The following is a 25,931-nucleotide window of genomic DNA, read 5'->3' as shown; positions in this document are numbered from 1 at the left end:
CGACCTGCCTTTTTTTATCGTTAGAAACCGTTGTTGCGGCTGAGTTCTTTGTACCACAACCCGCTCTTCTTCAATGAACGGGCATAGTTGTCCTCAAGATCCACACGGTAAAAACCGTAGCGGTTGCGGTAGCCGTTCAGCCATGACCAGCAGTCGACAAATGTCCAAGTGTGATAACCAAAACAGTTGCTGCCCTCTTGAATCCCTTTGTGCAGCTCCGTCAGGTGATCCTGCATAAATTCGATGCGGTAGTCATCCTGAATCATGCCGTCTTCGTCCATGAACCGCTCTTCCTCAGCTACGCCCATGCCGTTTTCAGAAACAAACCACGGGATGTTGCGGTAATCCTGTTTCATCATCATCGCGACATCATAAAGAGCTTGCGGGTAAATTTCCCAGCCGCGGTAAGGGTTCATCTTCTTTTCTGGCCAGTCATAAGGCGCATAGAAATCTTCAGGCATAGCTGCCGGTGTCTTAGGATTCACCGGTGCCTGCACGCGTTTGGGCTGATAATAGTTCATACCGATAAAATCGACGGTATATTCGCGTATCAGGTCTTTGTCGCCCTCAGCTGTTTCCGGCAGCAAGTCATTATCTTTCAGAAGTGCCGTCAGCTCGTCAGGAATCGTCCCCAGCACACACGGGTCCAGAAAACTTTTCGTATTCAGCAAATCGGCTTTTTCTTTCGCCTCCAAATCACGCGGCTCATCACTGCGTGCATAGGCTGGTGTCACATTTAAAATAATCCCTATTTTCCCGTCGACACCAGACTCGCGGAAAGCCTTCACTGCGTGAACATGCGCCATCAACGTGTGATAGCCGACTTGCACCGCTTTTTTGAAATCGACGATGGCCGGGTAATGGAATTCGTAGAGATAGCCGCACTCAATATGGACCAGCGGTTCATTAAACGTCGCCCAGGTGCTGACGATGTCGCCGAACAGCTCGAAAGCCGTCTTGGCATAGAAACTGAACGCAGTCACCGACTCCCGTGCCTCCCAGCCGCCTTTTTCCATCAGCCACCACGGCATATCAAAGTGGAACAAATTGATGATCGGCTCAACACCGGCTGCCTTCATCTTCTGAAAATAATCCCGGTAAAATGCCACCGCCTCTTCATTGACTGTTTTGCCGTCGGGCAACAGTCTGGTCCAGGCGATGGATGTACGGTACGAGTTCATACCGATTGCCTGCATGCGCGCAATGTCTTCTTCATACAACTCGTACACATTTGATGTATGTTCAGGTCCCTGATGCTGATTGAATTTTTCAGGATTCATGGCAAACCACTTGTCCCATGTCGAAGGGCTTTTGCCATTTGAGGAACCGTGTCCTTCCGTTTGTGGCGCGGAGGCTGCCGACCCCCACAAGAAATTTTCTGGAAATTGAATCATGTTTGTCGTCCTTTCATTGGTCTTTTTTCATCTCATTAGTATGGTAAACAAAAAAACTGATTTTGTGTATATACATTATACAGGAAAACTGAACAGAACCAAAGAAAAACTGTATTGACAGAGATTCAAACTAATTTTTTGTCATTCATAGCAAAAAGATATATGATTAACGTGTTCATAAACCATCACTTTATTTTACAGGGGGTATTTAACCATGGAAAAAGTCGCAGTGTTAGGAGCCAGCGGAAAAGTCGGCGGAAAAATTTTAATGGAAGCCAAAAAGCGCGGATTAGACGTCACTGCTATTGTCAGAGATGCCAGCAAAGCACCGGAAGATACAGCGGTGCTGGTCAGAGATGTTTATGAGCTGACTACTGATGACATCCAGCCGTTTGATGTGTTGGTCAATGCACTTGGTTTTTGGGGCGACAGCGTCACTGAATTTTCTCCGTCCACCAAACATCTGCTGTCTATTTTAAACGGTACGGGTGTACGTTTGTTAGTTGTCGGCGGAGCGTCAAGTCTCTATATGGATGCCTCACACAGCATGCAGCTGAGAGAAACCCCTGATTTTCCGAAAAGTTTCTACCCATTGGGAACGGAAATGTCAAAATCACTGGATTTGATAAGACAATCGACCGGCGTTGACTGGACCTATCTCAGTCCGGCACGAGAATTCAGTCCTAAACTGCCAAGAACCGGCTCTTATGTAATCGCCGGCGAAGAGCTGACCTTCGATGCTGACGGCAACAGCAAACTCAGTTATGATGACTTTGCCATAGCCATGGTGGACGAAATCATCGCCAAAAAATACCCGAATCAGCGAATCAGCGTGCGCTGGTAACCAACGGAAAACAAAAAAGCTGTCTCTCGATTGTGAGAGACAGCTTTTTTAATCAAACAACGCCAGCCAGTCGGCGTATCCTTCCTCTGCCATCTTTGACACAGGGATGAATCGCAAGGCTGCTCCGTTGATACAGTAGCGCAGACCGCCGGCTTCTTCCGGCCCGTCTGGAAACACATGACCCAGATGCGAATCTGCCTGAGTGCTTCTGACTTCTGTCCGGTGCATGCCGTGGGATGTATCTACTTTTTCCTGCAACACGCGCCGGGCAATCGGCTGTGTGAAAGACGGCCAGCCGCAGCCGGCATCGTACTTGTCCTGAGAGGAAAACAACGGTTCCCCGCTGACGATGTCCACGTAAATCCCTTCTTCGAACAACGTATCGTAACTGCTGCTGAACGGACGCTCCGTCCCGCTTTCCTGCGTCACGTGATACGACTCCTCAGACAGTCGTTTGCGCAATTCTTTATCTGATGGTTTTTGATACATGGACTCACTCCTTTGTGTTGAGGTGAATGTTTTCAGCATCTGATTGACCGCCCCAAAGGGAAAACCGACCACGCTGTAAAAATCCCCCTTGATTTCTTTGACAAATTTCCCTGCCAGACCTTGGATACCATAGGCTCCGGCCTTGTCCTGATAGTCACCGGTCGCCAAATAGCCGGTGATTTCGTCCGACGTCAGATCATAAAACGTGACTGAAACGGGTGACAGATGCGTCAGTTTATGTGTGCCTTTTTGCAGTACAACGGCGGTACACACGTCATGGGTGTCGCCGCTAAGTGCCTGCAACATGGCAAACGCCTCGTCTTGCGAGCGTGGCTTGCCGAAAATCTGCCCGCGGTGCACGACGATGGTGTCGCAGGCGATGATCAGGTCATCAGGATAGTCCGCGGCGACTTTCTCCGCCTTCCTTTCCGCCATCAACATGACATAAGCGGTCGGCGTCAAGTCCTCCGCGACTGTTTCGTCCACATCAGCCGGCACGACTTTGAAATCAGGCGTGAGGTAGCGCAGCAGTTCTTTTCTTCTGGGGGACTGGGAGGCTAAAATAATCATCTGGTCACTCCAATCTTTTAGTGAGGGTCTTGTATCCGTTTGAACAGTTTTTCCATGTCCGTGTTGGTAAAGTGAATCAAGACTGGCCGCCCGTGCGGACAGTTGTACGGGTTCTCGCACTGTGCCAAATCATTCAGCAGCGTGCGCGCCTGCTGGTCATCCAAATAGTGATTGGCCTTGATTGATTTTTTACAGCTCATCATGATAGCTGTCGCCTCGCGGAAATCTGCGACATTGACTTTGCCGTTCATCAAAAATTCATCAATCATATCGCGGATGACTTGTTCCTCCTCACCCGGCGGGTACCAGACAGGATGGGTCCGAACGACAAAACTGTTCTGACCGAAATCTTCCAGAAAAATCCCGACTGTCTCCAGTATGTCTTTGTGTGCTCTGATTTTCAGAGCATCGTCCCCCGGGTAATCCAGTACAATCGGCACAAGCAGCTCCTGCAGATCAGTGCCCACATCACCGATTTTTTTTCTATAATACTCATACTTTATCCGTTCTTGAGCCGCGTGCTGGTCAACGATGTAGAGTCCCGCCTGACTCTGGGCAAACAAATACGTCCCGTGCATCTGCCCGAAATATTCCAGCTCCGGAAAGTCCCTGCTTGCAGCAGACTCTGCTTCGGTCGCCGAAACAGACGGTGCCTCAGCGGCCTCCGTCTTATCAAGCGGCGGCACCGCAACCGGTTCGGCAGCGGCCTCCGCTACGTTGAACTGGTCTGACGCTTTTTCAGCTGTTTCAGCCGGCTCTTTGACGTAGAAGTTGCCTGCTTTAGCATCGTAAGCCAAGCCTGACTGCTTGAATGCCTGATTGGGATAGGACGGTTTGCGCGGCGGTTCGACACCTAGAGGCATCCTGAGCTGTTCCGTCGCGGCAGGTGACTGCTCGACTTTTTTCTTGAAAGACACGCTGTCTGCCCCGCTCGGAATCAGCTGCTGCTGGGACAGCGCCTCGCGGATGGCACTGCTGATCAGCGCCACCAGTTCTTTCTCTTTGCTCAGCCGGACTTCCTGCTTCGTAGGGTGAACATTGACATCCACGAGCAGCGGGTCCATGGTGATTTGCAGCACAGCAATCGGAAAGCGCCCCACCATCAGTTTGGAACCATAACCTTCCACGACGGCTTTATTCAAAACAAAATTTTTGATATAACGGCCGTTGATAATCATCGACAAATAGTTGCGGCTCGCCCGTGTCAGCTCCGGCAGAGAAATATAGCCCGACAAGGAGAAATCCAAATCATCTTTTGCGATTGGTATCATCTTTTTGGCAGTGCCGACACCGTAGACGCCGGCGATGGCTTGTTTCACGTCGTCATTTCCAAGCGTCGTCACCATTTTGTTGCCGTCATGAACCAGCCGAAACGCGATGTCGGGATGACTCATGGCCAGCCGGTTGACGATGTCGCCGATATTAGCCAGCTCTGTCTGCAAGGTTTTGACATATTTCAGTCGGGCAGGTGTATTGAAAAAGAGATTTTCGACGGTGATTTTGGTACCCTTCCGCAGTGAATGCGGGCGGTGCTCCTTCACCTGACCGCCGACTAAATAAACAAATGCACCTTCCCCTGTGCCGGTGGATGTTTCCAGCGTCAATTCGGAAACCGATGCGATACTCGGCAGCGCCTCGCCTCTAAAGCCCAGCGACCTGATGCGGAACAGGTCATCCCGTGTATGGATTTTGCTCGTGGCGTGGCGTTTAAAAGCATTCAGCGCATCATCCGGTGCAATCCCTTCGCCATTATCTGTCACTTGGATTTTTCTCAGTCCGGCTTCTTCCAGAAAAATATCGATTTGCGTGCTGCCGGCATCAATTGCGTTTTCCACCAGTTCTTTGACCACAGATGCCGGCCGTTCCACAACTTCGCCGGCCGCAATTTGATTGGCCAGTGTTTCTGTCAGCTCTTGGATTTTTCCCACACGCTCACCTCCCGTTTGGTTAAATGCGTTTTTGCAGGTCGTACAATGTATTCAGTGCATCCATTGGTGTCATCTCAAGGAGATTCAGCCGCTTGACCGTTTCCACCACGTTCAGCTCTTCAGTGCTGACTTCGCTGAACAAACTCAGCTGCACATCAGCTTCCTCTTCTACTTCAGGCGCTTTAACTGCGGCAGTATGGCTGCCGCCGGCTTCCAGCGACGCCAAAATGGAAGAGGCGCGCTCCAGAAGCGGCAGCGGCAGGCCTGCCAGTTTGGCGACATGGATGCCGTAGCTTTTATCTGCCGCGCCGTCCATCATCTTGTGCAGGAAAACCACTTCACCGTTTTTTTCGACGGCGCCGACGTGGATGTTTTTCAACCCCGCCAGCGTCTCATCCAGTACTGTGATTTCATGATAGTGCGTGGAAAACAAGGTCTTCGCCCTGACATGCTGGTGGATATATTCAATGATGCCTTGTGCCAGCGCCATCCCGTCATACGTGGCGGTCCCCCGGCCGATTTCGTCAAACAAAATCAAGCTGTTCGGTGTGGCATGGCGCAGTGCCTGATTGGCTTCCATCATCTCCACCATGAACGTGCTCTGACCGGAAATCAAATCGTCCGAGGCGCCGATGCGGGTAAAGATTTGGTCGAAAATCGGCAGTTCAGCCGATTCCGCCGGGACAAAACAACCCATCTGAGCCATGATGACAGTCAGCGCCAGTTGTCTCATATAAGTACTCTTCCCTGACATATTCGGCCCGGTAATCAGTAAAATCGTCGTGGTGCTGTCCATGTGCACGCTGTTAGGCACGTAAGCCTGATGCCCCATCACTTTTTCCACTACAGGATGGCGGCCTTCAACCAGATGCAGTTCGTGGCTGCCTGATGTCATTTGCGGGCGGACGTATTGATAAGACTCGCTGACGGTCGCAAAACTTTGCAGCACATCAATGGCGGCAATCGCCCGCGCCAGTTTTTGCAGGCGCTGAATCGCCTGTTTGATTTGTTCACGTACTTCCAGAAACAGCGTGTACTCAAGCTCCTGGGATTTTTCTTCCGCTTCCAGAATGCGTGTTTCCATTTCTTTCAATTCCGGTGTGATGAACCGCTCCGCATTTGCCAGCGTCTGCTTGCGTTCATAGCGGTCCTTTGGCAGTGCACCGAGGTTGCTCTTGGTAATCTCGATAAAGTAGCCGAAGACCCGGTTGAATTTGACTTTCAGCGTTTTGATGCCGGTTGCTTCACGTTCTTTGGCCTCCAACTCCGCCAGCCATTGTTTGCCGTTGCTCATGGCATCGCGGTAGGCATCCAGCTGCGGATGATAGCCGTTTTTGATGATGTTTCCCTCGGTAATGGTCAAAGGTGCATCCTCATCAATCGCCTGCTCAATCAAGGTCACCACATCTTCCGCCGGGTCCAAATCAAGGAGCAGCGTCTGCCATTCACCTTGATTGATGCCTTCGATGATTGACCGAATCGTCGGCACTTGCTGCAGCGATACTTTCAATTGCAGCAGGTCGCGGCCGTTCACATTACCGAATGCGACCCGTCCGGCCAGCCGTTCCAAATCATAGACTTTGGCCAAACTGTCTTTCAAGTCCATCCGTTCGAAATAAGCGTTGAGCAGACTTTCCACCATATTTTGGCGCTCTGCGATGGCGCTCTCCCGAATCAAAGGACGGTCCAGCCACTGTTTCAACAAGCGGCCGCCCATCGCCGTGTCTGTTTCATCCAGCAGCCATAAAAGCGTTCCTTTTTTCTGCCCGGTGCGGATTGACTGGGAGAGTTCCAGATTGAATTTTGAATAATAATCCATTTTCAAAAAATGCGCCGGTTCGTACACGACTGCTTTTTGAATATGCCCGAGACTGCGCTTTTGCGTCACGCTCAAATAGGTCAGCAGTTTTTGCAGCACTGCCGTCAGCAGCGGCTGCTGAATCTCGCTGGTTAAAAAACTCAACTCGGCGTTGACGGCTGTTTCCTCCTGATAAGAAAACAAAATATTCAACCGTTTCTCCAAATTCTCACGCAAGTCGTCGGAAATCTCCGAGCCCAGCACGATTTCCCGCGTCTGCAAGCTGCTGCATTCATTCAAAACACTCTCATCATCCGCTAAGAGCGCCGTCTTCAATTCGCCGGTACTTAAATCGGCGTAGGCAAAGCCGTACGACCGCACTGCGGCATCGTAGACTAGCGCTGTCAGGTAGTTGTTTTCTTTGGCGTCAACGTCCCGGCTGGCCATGGCGGTCCCGGGGGTGACGAGCTGAACGACTTCCCGCTTGACCATGCCTTTTGTGGTTTTCGGGTCCTCTACCTGCTCGCAAATTGCTACTTTATAGCCCTTTTCGATCAGCGTATCAATATAGCCTTGCGCCGCGTGATGCGGAATACCGCACATCGGAATCGGCTCGTCCGCATTCCGGTTGCGGCTGGTCAGCGTCAATTCAAGAATCTGCGAGCCTTTCACTGCGTCTTCATAAAACATCTCATAAAAATCGCCTAATCTATAAAATAAAAACGCGTCCTGATATTGCGCTTTAATCGTTAAATACTGCTCCATCATCGGAGTGTTCTGTGTTTTCTGTGGCACGCGGCCATCACTCCTTGTCTTCTATAATCGTCGACTGGTCTGCTAATCCCTGATTGACCCGCTGTTCCAGCAATTTGGTGACGTGCTGCAGCAGATCATTGGCCTCTATCAGACTGTCGCGGTACGCCATCACCAGCGGATGGTTGTCGAATTGGCTGGTCAGTTCGTCCGCTTGACGCAGTGCTTCCTGTTCCGCATTCGGCTTGCCGTAGTGGGCGAACTGCACCGCATCCTTTTGATGACGTTTGATTGCTTCCACCAACTCTTTTAATCCCTGATGGCTGCCGATTTGCTGTTCCAGTTTTTGATACTCTTGGATGACTTCATTTTCTGTCAGCTGGCGAATCACCAGCTCCAACTTTTCAGCCACTTTCGGTTCATACTTATAATCTCTGTCCATACCGTTTCCTCAATCCTTAAGCGGGTGCTCCGGGGTAATCACCTGCGCATTGATTGCCGTCGCCCGTCCAGTTGCATCGTCCAAATCAATCACACAGTAAGACAGCATAGCCCGTCCCTTTGCCACAACTTCAAAACGGTGGGGCAGAGCTGTCCTGAATTTTTCAATGACCGCCTCGCGCTTCATGCCTAAAATACTGTCATACGGGCCGGTCATCCCGACATCCGTCAGATAAGCCGTGCCTTTTGGCAAAATACGCCCGTCATTTGTCTGTACGTGGGTGTGGGTCCCGACCACAGCAGACACTTTGCCGTCAAGAAACCAACTCAGTGCTTGTTTCTCGCTGGTCGTTTCACCATGAAAATCCAGAAAAATATGCCGTGTGCGTTTCTGTGCTTCAGCGACCAGTTGCTCAGCCTTTTCAAACGGATCATCAAGCGCCGTCATAAAACTGCGGGCTTGCAAATTGATGACCGCCAGTTCCTGCTGGTTGACCGTGATATAGACCATGCCTTTTCCCGGCGTTGTTTTCTCCGGGAAATTGGCCGGACGAATCATCTTGTTGGCACTCTCTATGAAATCAAAAATCTGCGGATTGTCCCACGCGTGATTTCCCAGCGTCACCACATCCACACCGTCTTGCAAAAAAGTTTTGTAAATTTTTTCTGTGATGCCTCTGCCGGAAGCGGCATTTTCCCCATTTAAAATCGTCACCTGAGGTTTGTAAAACTTCTTTAATCTTGGCAAATAGGCTGAGACTGTCTCCCTGCCCAACGAACCGACAACATCCCCGATAAATAAAATACGCATGCACACGTCCTCTTTTCTAATAGCTGCTTTTACTATTTTAACAATTTTTTCGTTCAAATGAAAGAAATCCTTATGCCTCAGTGCGAAAACAAAGACAACAGCCGTCAAACAAAGGGCTGTTGTCTTGTTTAGCTGATGTTAAACTGCGGCTGTCCACTGACGGTACAATGTTTCCACCAGCTCGACTGTTGCCAGCGTCAGCTCCGGAGTCATCACCGGACTAACTGTCAAACCGTTCAACAGACATTCGTTGACATGATTGACTTCAAAAACAAACTCGCTGTCGAATGACCCGGTGATGGTTTCCTGCGAACCGTCCCGATAATGAATCACCGCTTCTTGCGCCTTCCAAAATTCAGGGATGACAATACTCCCTTTTGTCCCGTGCACAACCATTTTTCTCGGCAAGTCCAGCAGCACAGTGATGAAAATATTGGCCAGCGTCTGACTGCCCAGCTTTAAAGCGAGATTGCACTGTGTGTCCGACTCGCCGGCAGCAATCGCAGCGCTGCCGCTGTAATCGCTGATGGCTGTGCCGAGAATATGCTGCATGTACTGCAGCGGGTAGCTCCCCGCCCCGTGCAGCGCGCCGCCGCCCGCCTCAAGCGAATGGAACCACGTCACATGGTCAATCGACGGATAAGCCGTCACCGACTGCAGCCATGTGACGTCACCGATTTTTCCGTCTTGAATCGCCTGCTTGACATCTGCTGTCACCGGCAGAAAAACAGCTTTTTGCGCTTCCATCAAAAACAGCCCGTTCGCTTCGGCGATGGCAAACAGCTCGGCGGCCTCCGAGGTTTTCAGCGTGAACGGCTTTTCCAGCAGCACATGCTTGTGATGCATCAAAGCCAGTTTAGCCGCTTCATAGTGCCCCCGGTTGTACGTTGCCACATACACAATGTCGACATCCGGTGCTTGACACAGCTCCTCATAGCTGCCGTAAGCCGTCGGTATCGCCAGCTCATCAGCCATCCGCTGTGCTTTTTCCAGTGTCCTTGAGGCAATAGCTGCCACCTCTCCCGCTGCACTTTCCCTGATTCCCGCGACAAAGCGCGGCACGATTTGCGCGGTGCTCAAGATACCGTACCTGATTTTTTTCATGGCTTAATCCTCCCTTATCCTGATTCATTATTACCACCTCGTGATTCGGAAAAAGCACCGATAGTCGCAAAACTATCAGTGCTTTCTGTTTGATTGACTCACAAGGCATCAACCTTTTATTTCGCATAATCAACTGCCCGGACTTCCCGCAAGACAGTCACCTTGATATGTCCCGGGTATTCCAATTCCTCTTCGATGCGTTTCCGCACTTTGCGGACGAGCAGTACAGCCTCGTCATCAGAAACTTCTTCCGGCTTGACCAGCACGCGGATTTCTCGGCCTGCCTGAATAGCAAAGCTGGTGTCCACACCAGGGAAGTCATTGGCAATATGCTCCAGACGTTCCAGACGGCGGATGTAGTTTTCAAGCGATTCGCTTCTGGCACCCGGTCTGGCTGCCGACAGCGCATCTGCCGCCGCTACCAGTACCGCAATCACCGACGTTGCCTCCACATCGCCGTGGTGAGACGCTACTGCATTGACGACAACAGCATTTTCTTTGTATTTCGAAACGATTTCCGTCCCGATTTCCACGTGGGAACCTTCCACTTCATGATCCAGCGCTTTCCCTATGTCATGCAGCAGTCCGGCACGTTTTGCCAAACTCACATCTTCGCCCAGCTCTCCGGCCAGTGCGCCGGCCAGCTTGGCCACCTCAATCGAGTGATGCAAGACATTTTGACCGTAACTAGTTCTGAAACGCAGGCGGCCCAAGATTTTGATTAAATCCGGGTGCAGCGAATGGACACCTACTTCAAATGCGGCAGACTCGCCGTATTCACGAATGCGTTCATCCATTTCCTTGCGTGCTTTTTCAACCGTTTCTTCAATCCTCGCCGGATGAATACGGCCGTCTTGAATCAGTTTCTCCAAACTCATCCGCGCAATTTCACGGCGAATCGGGTCAAATCCTGACAGGACCACTGCTTCAGGCGTGTCATCAATAATCAAGTCAATCCCGGTCAATGTTTCCAGTGTCCGGATATTCCGGCCTTCGCGCCCGATAATCCGGCCCTTCATTTCATCATTCGGCAAGCTGACCACTGTCACTGTTGCCTCTGACACTTGGTCTGCGGCGGAACGCTGCATCGCCAGCGATAAAATATTTTTCGCTTTGCGGTCTGCCTCTTCCTTGGTACGCTGTTCGCTTTCCTTCACCATCACGGCAAGTTCATGCGTCAGCTCCTGCTCCGTTTCCTGCATGATAATGTCTTTGGCTTGTTCCTGAGTGAGTGCAGCAATTCGCTCCAGCTCTTCTTTCTGTTTTTCAATCAATTCTGATACTTTTTTCTCTCGCTCATCAATTAATTGCTTTTTAGAATCAATTTTATCTTCCCGTTCATCGAGCAATCGGTCGCGTTTTTCCAGAGCATCATCTTTACGATCAAGATTACTCTCTCTTTGAACTAAGCGGTTTTCCTGATTTTTAATTTCTGCTTTCTGTTCTTTCAGCTCACTTTCGATTTCCAGACGATACTTTTGATTCTCTTCTTTACCCTCTAACAAGATTTCCTTTTTTAAGGTTTCAGCTTCTTTTTTGGCATGTTCAATAATGCCCGCAGCTGTATTGTTCGCGCCATCTATCGACTTCTCATGACGAGATTTTGCAAAAAAATAGCCTCCTGCCAGACCGACAATTAAACCGATGATAGAGAGGAGTACCCATACGTTCATTGACTCCACCTCCATACGATTTTGCTTTTTTATGATATTTCAGATAGTTGAATTGGACATTCAGTACATCTTAAAGAATCATGTGTGTATATAAGTAACTATACATTTACCATTCTAATCTTTGAAGTTTAGTGTGTCAACTTAATAATCACAAGAATCACAGAAAGACTATCAAACAAACTGAACATCATCACCTAAAAAAATAAGCTGCCGGCAACTAATCCGACAACTTAAAGTAAATCAGTCTGACAGCGGCTGCTGTCTTTCACTCATCAGCACATTTTTAAAAAGACGCGTCAAGCAATCCGTTATAACGCATTACTTGAAAAGGTTTTTCCCCTCTCAGACAAGTCCGTCCGGCAGCTTGGCGGCCGGTTTGTTTTCCCCACGTTATATCATCGCAATATCAAGGTTGCCAGCAGGCACCTTGACTCACGCTTCGCACTTGCCGGCTTTTTATTTCCTGTAACAGTGATTGTTATAGCGTTGCAGTGTTTGTTTGAAGGAACAAAATTGCCTTTGGCACACAAAGAGACCTGCCGCTTTTTGATTGCTGACAGGTCTTTCCTTAGTTAGCTTGTTTGTTAATCCAAATCCAGCGGCAGTTCGCCGGCGGCTTCTCCGCTGTCTGCCGGAATGTCATCGCCGATTCCGTAAGCTTGGCGCACCCGCTCATAGATTTCCTGCATCAAATCAGGATTGGCTGCCAAAAATGCCTTGGCATTCTCACGGCCTTGACCGATCCGTTCCTCTTTATAAGAGTACCATGAACCGCTTTTATTGACGATGTCTTTTTCAGCCGCCATGTCAAGCAGCTCGCCTTCCTGAGAAATCCCCAAACCGTACATAATATCCACTTCGGCGATTTTAAATGGCGGCGCCACTTTGTTTTTGACCACTTTGATTTTCGTCCGGTTGCCGACGATGTCTGTCCCGGCTTTTAATTGTTCCGCACGGCGGACTTCTAGTCGGATCGTGGCATAAAATTTCAGCGCGCGGCCGCCCGGTGTTGTTTCCGGGTTGCCGAACATGACGCCGACTTTTTCCCGAATCTGATTGATAAAGAGGGCAATTGTTTTGGTCTTGTTGATGGTTCCCGACAGTTTCCGCAATGCCTGGGACATGAGCCGCGCCTGCAAACCGACGTGCGCATCGCCCATTTCGCCTTCAATTTCCGCGCGGGGAACCAGTGCCGCTACCGAGTCGACGACAACGATGTCGATGGCCCCGCTGGAGACCAGTGCCTCGGCAATATTCAGCCCCTGCTCGCCGGTGTCCGGCTGAGACAGCAGCAGTTCATCAATATTGACACCCAAACTTTGGGCGTACTTCGGATCCAGCGCATGCTCCGCGTCAATAAACGCGGCAATGCCGCCTTCTTTTTGCACAGAAGCGATGGCGTGCAGGGCTACCGTGGTTTTACCGGAACTTTCCGGTCCGTAGACCTCGATGATCCGTCCGCGGGGATAGCCGCCTACACCAAGCGCCACGTCAAGCGCCAGCGAACCGCTGGAAACAGTGGAAATCTGTGTGTCCACTTTTTCGCCCAATTTCATGACTGAACCTTTGCCGAAATCTTTTTCTATTTTCTTTAACGCTGCTTCCAGCGCCTGTTTCCGATTATCACTCATTAAAAAATCCTCCTAGTCCATCAGTTGTTGCTCCATCCATCATACGTTTTTTTTTGTCAAAAAGCAAGAAAAAAAGCGAACAAACATTCGTTTTATTTTTGGTGGTCAATCAGCAGCTGCTGCCGGAGGAAATTTAATCCGTACTTGACTGCGCTGATGCGAATATACTCGCGGTCGCGGCTGGCTATCATCCGCCGGGCATAGCTGCCGCTGGGACCGGCAATGCCGATCCAGACTGTACCGGCGGGCTGGCCTTCCAGCTCGTCCGGTCCTGCTACGCCGGTAAATGCCAGTGCATAGTCTGTTTTTAACTTGTTCCGCGCATACACTGCCATGGCTTCCGCGCATTCGGGGCTGACCGTGCCGTATTCAGCAATCAGCTCGGCGGGAATCCCTAAAAATTGCTGTTTGGTTTCGGCGCTGTACGTAACAAACCCGCCTTTGAAAACGTTCGAGACACCAGGCACCTTTGCAAGCGTGCTCTGGCACAGACCGGCCGTCAGACTCTCTGCGCAAGTCACCGACCGCTGATGGGCCTGCAGCAATGAAACGACTTCATTTTCAATCGTGTTTTCCTCGCCGTAGCCGTAAAAATACTGGCCCACGCGCCGCATGATCCGCTCTTCCACCTCGTCCAGCAGTACCGCCGCTGTCGTGCCGTTTTCCGATTTGGCAGTCAAGCGCAAGGTCACCTCGCTGGTTTTGGCATAAGGAGCGACTGTCGGGTTGGTCTGTTCGTTTAAAATATCGGCGATGTCCGTGACCAGCTGGGATTCGCCGATGCCGATGAACCGCATGACCCGGGACGTAAGCATTTCCGACACTGGGAAATGGCTCTGTAACAGCGGCGCCGTTTCTTGGAGAAACATCGCCTTGAGTTCTGCCGGTGGTCCTGGCAGTAAAATATACGTCTTGTCGGCAGACTGATAAAAACAGCCGACAGCCAGACCGGCAGGGTTGGGCATCGGGATGCCGTGTTCAATAATCATGCCCTGCTTGCGGTTGTTTTCCGCCATCGGGCGCTGCGAGACGACGTGATATTGCAGCACCTGTTCCATGGCGGGTGCATCTTCTACGAGGTTCTCGCCAACATGATTGGCCACCGCTTCTTTCGTCAAGTCATCCTCTGTCGGCCCCAGCCCGCCGCACAGCACGATGATGTCGCTGCGCGTATCGGCAATGGACAGCATCGCCTCCAGCCGCTGCTGATTATCTCCGACAACGGCGTGAAAATACACGTCAATACCTAGAGAAGCCAGCTGTTCGGATAAAAATGTGGCGTTGGTATTCGTGATTTGTCCAAGTAAAATTTCTGTTCCTACCGCGATAATTTCTGCTTTCATGGTTCAACCCTCTTCATTCTTTAGTATACGCTGTTTGGCTCCTATTATTTTACCATTCCCGTCAAAATAAACAAAGCTGCTCAATAAGAGCAGCTTGACGCTATGTCATCCGTTATTCAGTTACATAGAGCCTTTAAACACATCAAGATTTTTAGCAAAATAATCCACACCGGAATAGATGGTAAAAATCAGACAGGCATAGAGAAAAATCTGGTCCGCCGGCAAGCCGATAAGATTAAACGGCACGTTGTTGATGAGCAGTAAAATGATTGCCACCATTTGCGTTGCTGTTTTGACTTTTCCGGGCCAGGCTGCCGCCATGACTTCTCCGCCTTCCACCAGCAAGAGGCGCAAGCCGGTAACTGCCAGCTCGCGGCACACAATAATGGCAACGACCCATGATGGCGCCTTGCCCTGGCCGACCAGCACAATAAATGCCGTCATGACCAGCATTTTATCAGCCAGCGGGTCTGCAAACTTGCCGAAATTAGTGACAAGTCCGTGTTTGCGGGCGATTTTTCCGTCCAGCCAGTCGGTAACACTAGCTACGGCAAAGATAACCGCCGCCAGCAGTTGTGTGACAGGCACTGCCGTCCAGCCCGCCTGAATAGCCCCCATGTCGACCGGCATTAGCGCCACAATCATAAATACCGGAATCATGATGATTCGGATAACAGTCAGTTTGTTTGGTAGATTCACCTGATATTCCCCTTTCGTCCAACCAACTCGGTCTTAATCGTCACTTGCTGCCAAGTTGAGTACGATGACTCGTTTTTCTGAAGCAGTGTTGTTGGGATTAAAATCAAAGTCTTCATTGTTAATCTTCATTTTAACATAAGATGAGGCACCGAGGGTAATTTGTACCGTATCTAATTCTTCCGGGATGGTTGTTTCCACTACTTCGCCCGGCTTGACCGTATACTGATAGAAAATAGCGGACTGCGGTGTTTCTGCCAGACCGACCCAGCAAGGCGCTGTCAGTCCTTCAAAAGAAACAGTCAGCGGACGTTCCGCCCGTTTGACGTCAAAATAAGTGAAGCCGTTGTTTTCCCGGTCAAACACAATTTTCATGTCGGTTTCCGGTTTTTCCTCGGAGGAGCTGGAATCTTCTTCTGTCGTGTCTTTACTTTTGTCCTCAGATGATACGGAACTGACTGTCGGCTGCTGTTTAATCATCGGTTCACTTTTGTTTTCCATGACCGTTGCAAAAATAATGCCGCCAATAATCAGAGAAACAGTTAAAATAAGGATTAACACTGGAATGTAGGACTTAAAAATAGCCACTTTGCTTCTGCTCTCTTCATGGCGTGCTTTCCGAGAACCTTCAATCCGTTCAGGACGAGGCGTGTAGCCGAATTGCTGGTCTGGTTCGCCGTCAAACTGCCGAAGCAGAGGACGGGCATCTAAATCAACGGCTTCTGCCATCAGCTTGATAAAGGTTCGCGTATAATAATCGCTGGGCATCGCATCAAAATCATCTGCTTCAATCGCTTCTAAAAAACGGCGCTGGATTTTAGTGATTTTCTGTAAATCACCTATCGTTAGTCCTTTCTCTAGACGAGCGATCTTCAACTTTTCTCCAATTGTATCCAAGTCCTCGCCTCCACTTTCTATCTTAAACTTGCCATCCGCCGGTCACAGGCAACGTGCTGCCCGTGATGTAGCGCGCCTTATCGCTTAACAAAAACACGATGCTGGCGGCAATTTCTGCTGGCTGTGCCAGTCTGCCGGCCGGGATGGAAGAGATCAATTCTTCTTTTTCTTCAGATGTTAACGCTTGGTTCATTTGTGTGTCAACTGCCCCGGGTGCGACAGCATTCACGGTAATACCTGAGGAAGCCACTTCTCCGGCATACGCTTTGACAAATGACAGCTGGGCCCCCTTTAAAGTACTATACATGACTTCCATCGGGCTGCCAATCAGTCCGTAGACCGAACTGACAAACACAATGCTGCCCGTACGCCGCACCAGCTTCGAATGGAGCAGCTGGCAAAGCCGCACAGGGGTTTTCACGTGGACTTGCCACAGGCGGTCCATTTCTGCCGGCGTTGTATCAGCCAGCAGTTTATAAACCGTCCCGCCGCTTGCAAAAACGATGCCGTTCACCTCGAACAAATCCGCAACAAACGCAGGCAAAGCCGCCTCATCTGTCATGTCCAGCGGCACTGCAAAGAAGTCCTGCTGGGGGTATTGGCAACTCAGCTCGGCAACCAGTGTGTCAACAGCCTGCCGGTTGGTATGATAATGGCAGTAGACTGAATAGCCTTCCCGCGCCAGTTGTTTCACACACGCCTGGCCGATATCGCCGCTTGCACCCATTACTAAAATATATTTCACTGTCAGTCACCCTTATGTTTCTTTTGGATAAATGAAAAATTTGCTTAAACCTTCCGGACGAATAAACGATTCACGCACACGATGCACATCGTCCAGCGTGATGCTGTCGATGACCTTGCTCAAATCAAACAAGGTCGCGGTGCCGAATTTAAACCCGCTGAACTGCTGGGCAATAAACTCCAGCGAATCCAAGGACTTCAAATGTTTCCCGAGCATCCGGCGTTTGGCCAGAAGAAACTTTTCCTTCGTCAGTTCAGTGCTTTTGTCTGCCCGGATCAAAATGTTCATGATTTGATTGGCAAACCGTTCCGGTTCATCTGTATCCGAACTGAAATCGGCAAAATGGAAGCCCCGGTCCAGATTAAATTCAAAAGAAAAACTGTCGTCTACCAAGCCGTCATTGTACATTGTCAAATAATTGTCGGACTCGTCGCCGAACAGCAACTGCAAAAGCAGCTGAACGGATGTCCGGTACGTTAATTTTGCCAGACCGTCCTCAGGCAGCTCATCGAGGCCCTTCAGCCCGACAATTGCCTTGGGGCGTGATACCGACATAGTGATGCTGTTTTCTTTGACGAGGTCGTCGCCCGATTCAACCGGGAACCGGCGCTTCACCGGAACAGCCGCCTCAAACGGCTTTCTCGCCTGATTGTCCCGAATCGTCTGTAAAATACTATCCACGTCCATGTTGCCGACGATGAACAGGTTCATGTTGCTCGGATGATAAAATGTATGATAACACAAATACAAATCTTCCGCTGTAATTTCAGCAATGCTGTCTTCCGTTCCCGCAATGTCGATATGCAGCGGGTGCTTCGGATACAAGTTATTCAGCATACCAAAAAACAGCCGCCAGTTCGGTTCGTCCTGATACATCTGGATTTCCTGACCAATAATGCCTTTTTCCTTGTCGACCGATTCTTGGGTGAAATAAGGCGACTGAACAAAGTCCAGCAAGGTTTCGATGTTCTCCGTCACCTGACCAGTCCCCGAAAACAAGTAGCTCGTACGTGTGAAACTGGTAAACGCATTGGCGGACGCACCTTGCCGGCCAAATTTCTGGAAGACATCTTCGTCTTCTTTTTCAAACAGCTTATGCTCCAAAAAATGCGCGATACCATCCGGCACGCGGACAAACTCTGTTTCATGGATGGGGATAAACTCGTTGTCCACCGACCCGTAATTGGTGGTAAACAGACCATACGTTTTATGGAAGCCCTGCTTCGGCAGCAGCATCACTTCCAAGCCGTTCGGCAAAACTTCCGTGTAAAGTGTCTCATTGATGTGAGGATAATATGTTTTTTCCACTACTCAGCACCGCCTTCCATAAAGTAGACCGCCTGCAATTTCGTCTGCTGGGCGACGCGCTGCACGTCATCAAGCGACACTGCCGCGACCCGCTCCAGCCATTCTTCGTCAGTTATGCGCGACTGCGGGAGCTGCATTTCCAAAAAGCGCTGTTCCATCAAGGCACGCTGATTATCCAAGGAAAGCAAATATTGGTTTTGCAGCATGCGTTTTGTCTGCAGCAATTCGGTGTCGCTGACAATCCCCTGAGCCAGTTCTTTCAGCTGTTCGCTGATAAGTCTCAGCACTTTGTCGCGGTTGGCACCGTCAATTCCTGTCTGCACTGTCATCATCCCGCGGAACGTGTCGATCGAACTGCTGGCATAGTAGGCCAGACTGTGAGCTTCACGCACATTCATAAACAATTTTGAATGCGGGAAACCGCCGAACAGCCCATTAAACACTAGCAGCGGGAAATACTGGTCGTCATGAAAATAAATGTCGGTAAAATACCCGAGATTCAGTTTCGACTGAATGACAGGCAGCGTTTCCGTCTTCTGGCGGATGATGTTTTGTACCGGTTGGGTGTAGAACAAGCCGCCGCTGACAGGCTGGCGCGGAGCCAGACCGAATCCCTCGAAACATTGGGCAACATATTGTTCTTCCATATTTCCCATGACAAAAATATCCACAGCATCTTCCGCCAGCATCTGCTGATAGTAAGCGGCCAGCGATGCGGCGGTTTCTTTTAAAATATCCTCCGTCGTACCGAAACTCGGTGTCTTTTGGCTGTCCGAGTTGGCAAAATATAATTCCTGAAGCGACAGCGCCGCATAACTCTGCTTGTCATCAAACACCGATGCGATATATTTCACCAGATTGCGTTGTTCCCGCTCAAATGTTTCTTGGTCGAACTGACCGCCGGTGACATTCGGATGGAATAAAATATCCCGCAAAAAAGCCACACCGTCTTCAAACACCGTGGAACCGCTGGACAACAGCGACTCGTCCACTAAGTTCAGTGTGACTGTGAAAAAATGACGGGACCCTTTTTTCATCACATCAATGCTGAAACCGGCCCCGTACAGCTCGGCCAGTTTCCTGCTGATGTCGCTTTGTGTTGGGTAAGTCAAGCTGTTGGTCTCCATAAGGCTGGAGAGCAGTGTCCGTTTGCTGATGGTCGCCTTGTCCAATTCGGCAGCAAACCGGATCATAATGCGTGTAGTTTTGTATTTTTCAGTCGGCAGAACATGCAGTGTTACACCTTGGGTTAATTCTATACTCATTCTAAGACTCCTCTTGATTGTTTTGAGAGAAATGATTCATATATCTACAGAGTATCAAAAAACAGTCATTTTAAACAGGAAAAGACTATGAAATAAACGAATTTTGATAGAATCTTATAAAATAGGCTCTCCCTTAATATTTTAACTCAGTTACATTATTTTATCATATATTACAAAAACATTACACTCGATTCTTCTTTTTTTTGATATTTTTTATTTTTAACTTTTGCCGGATTTCTGTATAATAAAACGCAAAGGGGGGAAATGTTATGATAAAAGAATTCCGTGAATTCATCACGAGAGGCAATGTGCTCGATTTGGCTGTCGGTGTGATTATCGGCGGTGCTTTCACTGCCATTGTCACTTCTTTGGTGGAAGGACTGATCACACCTCTAATTGGATTAGTCGCCGCTTTGCTGACTGGCGGAAAAAATCTGGATGACGCCACAAAAGAGTTAACCTTTCGCATCAACGGTGTCAGCTTCAACTACGGACAGGTTATTTCAGCAATTATCACGTTTTTAATTACAGCATTTGTGCTGTTCCTGATCATCAAATTCGCCAACAAAGCTGCACAGAAAATCGGACCTCAAAAAAAGGAAGAAGAAGAAATTCCGGCAGAGTCTGCCGAAGACATTTTGACCGATATCCGTTCGCTGCTGGCAGAACAGAAAAATCAGCGTTCATAATTTCTGACTATGGAGATAGTTAAGGGCTTTTGCCGTAAACTGCTGATAACACAACTATGTTTTTCAAAACGGGACATGGCCGGAACACGCCATGTCCCTTTTTTTTAAAAAAATATGCCCTGTCTGTCATTGCTTGTGCGCCCCTCGAATGAAACCGCTGCGAGTACGGGAAATGAAAGAACTCACATTGGGACTGGATTGAACGTTCATTTTAAGTTAAACTAAAAAAGATGATGCCGCCGCACTAATCGGTATCAGATTACGTAAAATGGCGTAAACATTCGAAGAAACTTGCTTTTTTCGGACAGCAAAAGGAGGGCAATCACTGCGGCACGGTGTGAGAACTGTCATCACGCCACTGATCAAAAAAACAGCCATGTGAACAAGAGATTTTTAGGAGGACTATATGAATACGAAAAGATGGGTCGCTTTAGGAATTGCAGGTGCATTATTGGTATTATCACTTGTCATTGCATTTATTCCGGGCAAAGAAACAGAAGAAAGCACACAGCCTGCGTTAACGGGCATCAACAAAATTTTTTACGGCTCTAATGAACTGGTGGAAGAAACCTTGGAAGACGGAGCTGCCAATAAAAAAATCGTGAAGCTGACGGTTGAAGGCACTATCATGGATACTGGCGAAAGCAGCCTGTTCAGTCATGAAACATACAATCACCAAAACTTTTTAGCCCAATTAAAAAAAATCCAAGAAGACAATACCGTCAAAGGAGTCTTCCTGGAAGTGGATTCACCCGGCGGAGGCGTCTATGAAAGTGCCGAAATCGCCAAAGAATTAGCTAAAATCAAAGAATTGAAGATTCCGATTTATACGTCGTTCAAAAACACCGCAGCCAGCGGCGGATATTACATTTCCGCTAATTCAAATAAAATTTTTGCAACAGAAGAAACAACCACCGGCTCTATTGGTGTCATCATCTCCGGATTGAACATTTCCGGCTTGCTGGAAAAAATGGGCGTGACGGATGCCACTTACAAAAGCGGGGCGTTAAAGGACATGATGTCGCCCAATCGCAAACCGACTGAAGAAGACAAAGAAGTCGTGCAAGACTTCATCATGAGTGCTTATGACCGTTTCGTCGGGATTGTGGCTGAAGGTCGCAAAATGGATGTCGAAGCTGTCAAGAAACTTGCGGACGGCCGTATTTATGACGGCAGCCAGGCAGTCGCAAACGGTTTAGTCGATGAAATCGGTTATCCCGAAGATGCCTTGGAAGCATTGAAAAAAGAACAGAAATTAACTGATGCTAAAGTGGTTGTCTATGAAAATGACACAACCGGTTTTGCCTCTTCCTGGCTGGGCGTGAAAGTTGCGGAGTGGCAAGGATTAAAAGCCACCACCACTGAGCGGGTTTTATCGGTTTTTGAAACATTCGGTTCTTCTGAAGCGCCGAAGCCGATGTATTATTACGGAGGTTTTTAATGTGAAAAACAACCTAAAACTCACTGCCGATATCATCAATCAGTTTCCCAATTACTTTTTCGCAGGTTTTTGGCTGCGCTTATTCGCGTTTCTGGTGGATTTGATTTGCATCGGTGCCATCACCAGCGCTACTATCGGGCTGTTTTATAAAGTCATGGGATTTGAGACCAGCACGTCCTTAATCACCTTTTACGGACTGGCTTCTCTGGCTATTTATCTGGCGTATTTCACACTCTTAACCAAGCTAAACTCCGGGCAAACCATCGGAAAAATGATTTTCGGACTGAAAGTCGTCAGCTTGACAGAAGATGAATTGAGCTGGCAAACAGTTCTCATTCGAGAATGTGCCTGCCGGTTTATCTTAAAAACCTTTATTTTCAGTATCGGCTATGTAATTGCCGCCTTCACACCTAAAAAACAGCATGTGGGAGATTTCTTTGCCGATACGAGCGTGATTATCATCAACACTGTCAAAGCGGCCAAATCCCGCGGGAAAAAGCCGCGCTACCAATCGCAGTTTCAAGGAGTAAAATAGTCCCGGCAGTCACAGGGCTGATGGCGCATGTTTGCCGTCAGCCCTTTTTTTGTCCCGCCGCACGCAAAAAAAACGGCCGCCCGATAAAGGCGGCCGCACACTGCTAGTGGACATATTTTTTTGTTTCAAAAAGTGGGCTCACTGGTTTGTTTTCGTGGATGCGTTTGATAGCTTCACCCATCAAGTGACCAACACTGACTGTGTCAATCTTATCGGAATGTTTGTGCTCAGGCAGCTGAATCGAATCTGTCACGACCAAGCGTTTGATGGCCGACTTGTCGATGCGCTCGATTGCCGGACCGGACAATACCGGATGGGTACAGCTCGCTACGATTTCCGTTGCGCCAGCTTCCTTCAAAGCATCTGCAGCCAAACAAATCGTGCCGGCAGTATCAATCATGTCGTCGATCAAGACACATTTTTTGCCTTTGACTTCACCGATGATATTCATGACTTCGGCGACGTTGGCTTTTGGCCGGCGTTTGTCGATAATCGCAATCGGTGATTTCAAAAATTCCGCCAGTTTGCGGGTGCGTGTCACACCGCCATGGTCAGGCGATACAACCACAACACCGTCTCCCTCATAACCATGTTCAATAAAATAATCTGCCAATAATGGTGCTGCCATCAGATGATCCACAGGAATATCAAAGAATCCTTGAATCTGCGATGCATGCAGATCCAGCGTCAGCAGCCGGGTTGCTCCTGCTGTTTCCAGCATATTGGCTACCAGCTTTGCCGTAATCGGCTCGCGCGACCGCGCCTTTCTATCCTGGCGTGCATAGCCGTAGTAAGGCATAACGACGTTGATGGTTTTCGCACTGGCACGTTTCAATGCATCAATCATGATCAGCAGTTCCATCAGGTGGTCATTGACCGGATGGCTCGTTGATTGAATCAGATAAACATGACCGCCGCGAATACTTTCTTCGATATTGATTTGAATTTCTCCGTCACTGAATTGTCTGACTTCTGACTTTCCCAACTCCACCCCGACAGCATCCGCAATTTTTTTTGCTAACGGCTTGTTAGAATTTAACGAAAAAATTTTCAACCTTGGATCAAAGTAATTGTTTGACATGAGGACCTCCACTTTCTTTTTGTTCTCTCGTTAACTGTTCCTACTAAATAGTAGTCATTTTTTGTATATAAATCAAGTGGTTTCCGCAGAATTATGAGTTATATGGCAACTTTTTTGCATAATTCTTTAAATTTGTCTGTCGTTCACGGGCAATCGCCAGCGCATCACCGGGCACATCCTCTGTAATAGTCGAGCCGGCTGCCACAAAACTGCCGTCTCCAAGAGTCACCGGTGCAACTAAATTGGCGTTGCAGCCGATAAAGACATTGTCGCCGACATGAGTGTGGTGCTTGTTTTTGCCGTCATAATTGACAAAGACTGTCCCGCACCCGACATTGATGTTTTCTCCCAGCGTTGCATCACCGACATAGGTCAAATGGCCGACTTTAGTATTTTTCGCAATGCTGGATTTTTTGACTTCGACAAAATTGCCGATGTGAACATTTTCCCCGATTTCCGACAGCGGACGCAGGTGGGCATACGGGCCGACATCCGCGCCGTCCGCCACGGCAGATTTCTCAATCATTGACGAAGTGACACGCACACCGTCACCAATCTTGCTGTCCACGATTTCAGAATGGGCGCCAATGACACAATGGCTGCCGATGGTCGTGTCGCCTTTTAAGCTGACTCCCGGTTCGATGACAGTGTCCTGACCGATAGTCACGCCCACATCCACATATGCCGTATCAGGGTCGATAAACGTCACTCCCTGCTGCATCAGCTCATGATTCACACGTTGGCGCATCAGTTTGTTGGCTTTGGCCAGCGCCGCGCGGTCGTTAATGCCCATGGATTCTTCCTCAGAATCCATGATATAGGCGGAGACGATATCACCTGCCTGTTTCAGGATGCCAATGACATCCGGCAAGTAATACTCGCCCTGGGCATTGTCGTTACCGACTTTTTCCAAAGCGGAAAAGAGCGCCGCGTTGTCAAAACAGTAAGTTCCCGTATTAAATTCTTTGATGGTCAGCTCGGACGGATTCGCATCCTTGTGTTCAACGATTTTTTCAACATGGTTGTCGGCATTTCTGACGACCCGGCCGTAGTGGGAAGGGTCTGCTGCAATGGCAGACAAAATCGTTGCTTTGGCTCCGGCTGCTTCGTGGTGTGCAAACAGCTGCTCCAGTGTCGCTGCAGTTAACAGCGGCGTGTCGCCGCAGATGACCAGTGTCGTCCCTGTTTTGTCTGCCAGCAGCTCGCGCGTCTGCATCACAGCATGACCGGTGCCGAGCTGTTCTTCCTGCAGCACGTAGTCGCTTCTATCTCCCAGAGACTCTCTTACCTTGTCAGCACCAAAGCCGACCACCGTAACGATTTGCTCGACATCTAGCTGCTCCACCTGCGTCATGACCAGCTCTACCATCGGTTTCCCGGCTACTGGATGCAGCACTTTGTACAACGATGACTTCATACGCGAACCTTGTCCGGCTGCTAAAATAACGGCATAACGATTAGTCACTTCAAAACACTCCCTGATTCATTTTTTGTTACGTGTAGTTTATCTAACCATTCATCACATTTCAATAAAAAAGAGCTTACGTTATAAGCTCTTTTTAACTATACCACTTTCAATCCAAGTAATAAACTCTTTTAATCGGCAAAATAATTGCCCGGCACAACGGTGATATTTTTTGTCCGTGTGTCCACATCGCGCACGCACAGCAAGGACGTGTATTCTTCGACCATCCGCCGGCCGCTGAAGGTGGACTCGGCAAACACTGTGATACCGACCAGTTCCGCTTCGAACTCTTCAATCAAGGCACGCATGCCGTTGACGGTGCCGCCGCCTTTCATAAAATCGTCGACCACTAACACCTTTGATCCCCGCTTCAAGCTGCGCTTGGACAGCTCCATCTTCTCAATCCGCTCGGAAGAACCTGACACGTAGTTGACGCTGACCGTCGATCCTTCAGTGATTTTTGAATCCCGGCGGACGATGACAAACGGTACGTTCAAATAATACGAGACCGCTTGGGCAATCGGTACGCCCTTGGTTGCCACTGTCATGACGGCATCGATTTTTTTGCCGACGTAGCGGGAGGCAATAATCCTGCCGACTTGCTTCAGCAGCTGCGGCTCGCCCAGTAAATCAGACAAATAGACATAGCCGCCCGGCAACAGCCGGTCCTGCTCGGACAAGCGCTCGCACAGCGCCAAAACAATTGCTTTGGCTTCTTCATAAGACATCTCCGGAGTAAAGATAACGCCGCCGGCTGCACCTGGGACTGTTTCCAGCCGACCGGTCCCCCGTTGACGAAACGTTTTTTTAATAATTGCCAAGTCCTCGCTGATGGAGGATTTTGCCGACTCATACCGCTTCACAAAATACGTCAGCGGCGTCAGCGTGTGGGGATGCGTCAGCAGGTACTGGGTCATATCAATCAGGCGTTCACTTCGTTTTATTTTCATGCTTTTACCTCATCTGTTTTAAATAGTTGATTCTATTATAAGGTTTTAACGAAAAAAAGCAAATGATTTTCTTTAATTTT

The 25,931-nt window shown here is 49.1% G+C and carries 22 protein-coding genes and 1 pseudogene; 4 read left to right on the top strand and 19 right to left on the bottom strand.

Features of this window, described 5'->3' with window-relative positions; genetic code table 11:
* Positions 1-20 precede the first annotated feature (20 nt).
* Positions 21-1,394 (bottom strand): glycoside hydrolase family 1 protein, encoded by a 1,374-nt coding sequence (locus CBF27_RS00835; RefSeq protein WP_126811422.1) that lies wholly within the window; start codon positions 1,392-1,394, stop codon positions 21-23.
* A gap of 214 nt (positions 1,395-1,608) precedes the next feature.
* Here CBF27_RS00835 and CBF27_RS00830 point away from each other — a divergent pair, with 214 nt between their 5' ends.
* A complete protein-coding gene (locus tag CBF27_RS00830; protein ID WP_126811420.1) occupies positions 1,609-2,238 on the top strand; it encodes an NAD(P)-dependent oxidoreductase in 630 nt (209 codons plus the stop codon).
* A 48-nt stretch (positions 2,239-2,286) separates the two neighbouring features.
* Here the strand turns inward: CBF27_RS00830 and msrB are convergent, their stop codons facing one another.
* From msrB to yfmF, 15 genes and pseudogenes are all read right to left on the bottom strand, one after another.
* Positions 2,287-2,727 carry a peptide-methionine (R)-S-oxide reductase MsrB gene (gene msrB, locus CBF27_RS14250; RefSeq protein ID WP_126811926.1) on the bottom strand — a complete coding sequence of 147 codons (441 nt, stop codon included), beginning with the start codon at positions 2,725-2,727 and terminating at the stop codon, positions 2,287-2,289.
* 39 nt (positions 2,728-2,766) lie between these two features.
* Positions 2,767-3,297, bottom strand: a pseudogene (locus tag CBF27_RS00820) (Maf family protein); the annotation flags it as partial.
* 17 nt (positions 3,298-3,314) lie between these two features.
* Positions 3,315-5,225: a DNA mismatch repair endonuclease MutL gene (gene mutL, locus CBF27_RS00815; RefSeq protein WP_126811418.1), complete on the bottom strand. Its 1,911-nt coding sequence runs from the start codon at positions 5,223-5,225 to the stop codon at positions 3,315-3,317.
* 19 nt (positions 5,226-5,244) lie between these two features.
* Positions 5,245-7,818: a DNA mismatch repair protein MutS gene (gene mutS, locus CBF27_RS00810; protein WP_126811416.1), complete on the bottom strand. Its 2,574-nt coding sequence runs from the start codon at positions 7,816-7,818 to the stop codon at positions 5,245-5,247.
* A gap of 7 nt (positions 7,819-7,825) precedes the next feature.
* The gene (locus tag CBF27_RS00805; RefSeq protein WP_126811414.1) at positions 7,826-8,218 is read right to left on the bottom strand and encodes a YlbF family regulator; all 393 of its coding nucleotides are present in this window, start codon (positions 8,216-8,218) and stop codon (positions 7,826-7,828) included.
* A gap of 9 nt (positions 8,219-8,227) precedes the next feature.
* Complete coding sequence (locus tag CBF27_RS00800) at positions 8,228-9,028, bottom strand: TIGR00282 family metallophosphoesterase (RefSeq protein WP_126811412.1); 801 nt, start codon at positions 9,026-9,028, stop codon at positions 8,228-8,230.
* 138 nt (positions 9,029-9,166) lie between these two features.
* Positions 9,167-10,132 carry a Gfo/Idh/MocA family protein gene (locus CBF27_RS00795; protein ID WP_126811410.1) on the bottom strand — a complete coding sequence of 322 codons (966 nt, stop codon included), beginning with the start codon at positions 10,130-10,132 and terminating at the stop codon, positions 9,167-9,169.
* Positions 10,133-10,248: 116 nt separating this feature from the next.
* Positions 10,249-11,805, bottom strand: a complete 1,557-nt coding sequence (gene rny / locus CBF27_RS00790; RefSeq protein ID WP_126811408.1) for a ribonuclease Y — start codon at positions 11,803-11,805, stop codon at positions 10,249-10,251.
* A gap of 584 nt (positions 11,806-12,389) precedes the next feature.
* A complete protein-coding gene (gene recA, locus CBF27_RS00785; protein WP_126811406.1) occupies positions 12,390-13,436 on the bottom strand; it encodes a recombinase RecA in 1,047 nt (348 codons plus the stop codon).
* A 92-nt stretch (positions 13,437-13,528) separates the two neighbouring features.
* Positions 13,529-14,779 carry a competence/damage-inducible protein A gene (locus CBF27_RS00780; RefSeq protein ID WP_126811404.1) on the bottom strand — a complete coding sequence of 417 codons (1,251 nt, stop codon included), beginning with the start codon at positions 14,777-14,779 and terminating at the stop codon, positions 13,529-13,531.
* A gap of 120 nt (positions 14,780-14,899) precedes the next feature.
* Positions 14,900-15,478, bottom strand: a complete 579-nt coding sequence (pgsA, locus tag CBF27_RS00775) for a CDP-diacylglycerol--glycerol-3-phosphate 3-phosphatidyltransferase (RefSeq protein WP_126811402.1) — start codon at positions 15,476-15,478, stop codon at positions 14,900-14,902.
* 33 nt (positions 15,479-15,511) lie between these two features.
* On the bottom strand, positions 15,512-16,372 hold the full coding sequence (locus CBF27_RS00770; protein ID WP_170174956.1) for a helix-turn-helix domain-containing protein: 861 nt from the start codon (positions 16,370-16,372) through the stop codon (positions 15,512-15,514).
* A gap of 22 nt (positions 16,373-16,394) precedes the next feature.
* Entirely contained in the window at positions 16,395-17,117 is a 723-nt protein-coding gene (ymfI, locus tag CBF27_RS00765; protein ID WP_126811398.1) for an elongation factor P 5-aminopentanone reductase, read from the bottom strand.
* A gap of 12 nt (positions 17,118-17,129) precedes the next feature.
* Positions 17,130-18,425 (bottom strand): EF-P 5-aminopentanol modification-associated protein YfmH, encoded by a 1,296-nt coding sequence (gene yfmH / locus CBF27_RS00760; protein WP_245985887.1) that lies wholly within the window; start codon positions 18,423-18,425, stop codon positions 17,130-17,132.
* Positions 18,425-19,690, bottom strand: coding sequence for an EF-P 5-aminopentanol modification-associated protein YfmF (gene yfmF, locus CBF27_RS00755; protein WP_126811396.1), 1,266 nt, complete (start codon positions 19,688-19,690; stop codon positions 18,425-18,427). The genes yfmH and yfmF overlap by 1 nt, the downstream gene beginning before the upstream one ends.
* 269 nt (positions 19,691-19,959) lie before the next feature.
* Between yfmF and mscL the strand changes: the two genes are divergently transcribed.
* The 3 genes from mscL to CBF27_RS00740 all read left to right on the top strand — a co-directional run bounded on the left by mscL (position 19,960) and on the right by CBF27_RS00740 (position 22,355).
* Positions 19,960-20,379 carry a large conductance mechanosensitive channel protein MscL gene (gene mscL / locus CBF27_RS00750; RefSeq protein ID WP_126811394.1) on the top strand — a complete coding sequence of 140 codons (420 nt, stop codon included), beginning with the start codon at positions 19,960-19,962 and terminating at the stop codon, positions 20,377-20,379.
* A gap of 406 nt (positions 20,380-20,785) precedes the next feature.
* On the top strand, positions 20,786-21,820 hold the full coding sequence (sppA, locus tag CBF27_RS00745; protein ID WP_126811392.1) for a signal peptide peptidase SppA: 1,035 nt from the start codon (positions 20,786-20,788) through the stop codon (positions 21,818-21,820).
* Position 21,821: 1 nt separating this feature from the next.
* Positions 21,822-22,355: an RDD family protein gene (locus CBF27_RS00740; RefSeq protein WP_211334577.1), complete on the top strand. Its 534-nt coding sequence runs from the start codon at positions 21,822-21,824 to the stop codon at positions 22,353-22,355.
* Positions 22,356-22,458: 103 nt separating this feature from the next.
* Here CBF27_RS00740 and CBF27_RS00735 read toward each other — a convergent pair whose 3' ends face one another.
* The 3 genes from CBF27_RS00735 to purR all read right to left on the bottom strand — a co-directional run bounded on the left by CBF27_RS00735 (position 22,459) and on the right by purR (position 25,851).
* Complete coding sequence (locus CBF27_RS00735; protein WP_126811387.1) at positions 22,459-23,436, bottom strand: ribose-phosphate diphosphokinase; 978 nt, start codon at positions 23,434-23,436, stop codon at positions 22,459-22,461.
* 91 nt (positions 23,437-23,527) lie between these two features.
* Positions 23,528-24,901, bottom strand: coding sequence for a bifunctional UDP-N-acetylglucosamine diphosphorylase/glucosamine-1-phosphate N-acetyltransferase GlmU (glmU, locus tag CBF27_RS00730; protein ID WP_126811385.1), 1,374 nt, complete (start codon positions 24,899-24,901; stop codon positions 23,528-23,530).
* A 131-nt stretch (positions 24,902-25,032) separates the two neighbouring features.
* Positions 25,033-25,851, bottom strand: coding sequence for a pur operon repressor (gene purR, locus CBF27_RS00725; protein WP_126811383.1), 819 nt, complete (start codon positions 25,849-25,851; stop codon positions 25,033-25,035).
* Between the last annotated feature and the right edge of the window lie 80 nt (positions 25,852-25,931).

Origin of the sequence: Vagococcus acidifermentans (assembly GCF_003987655.1) — a bacterium.
GTDB classification, from domain to species: domain Bacteria; phylum Bacillota; class Bacilli; order Lactobacillales; family Vagococcaceae; genus Vagococcus_B; species Vagococcus_B acidifermentans.
Note: the sequence above shows the minus strand (reverse complement) of the source record. Positions and strands in the feature narration are given on the sequence as shown.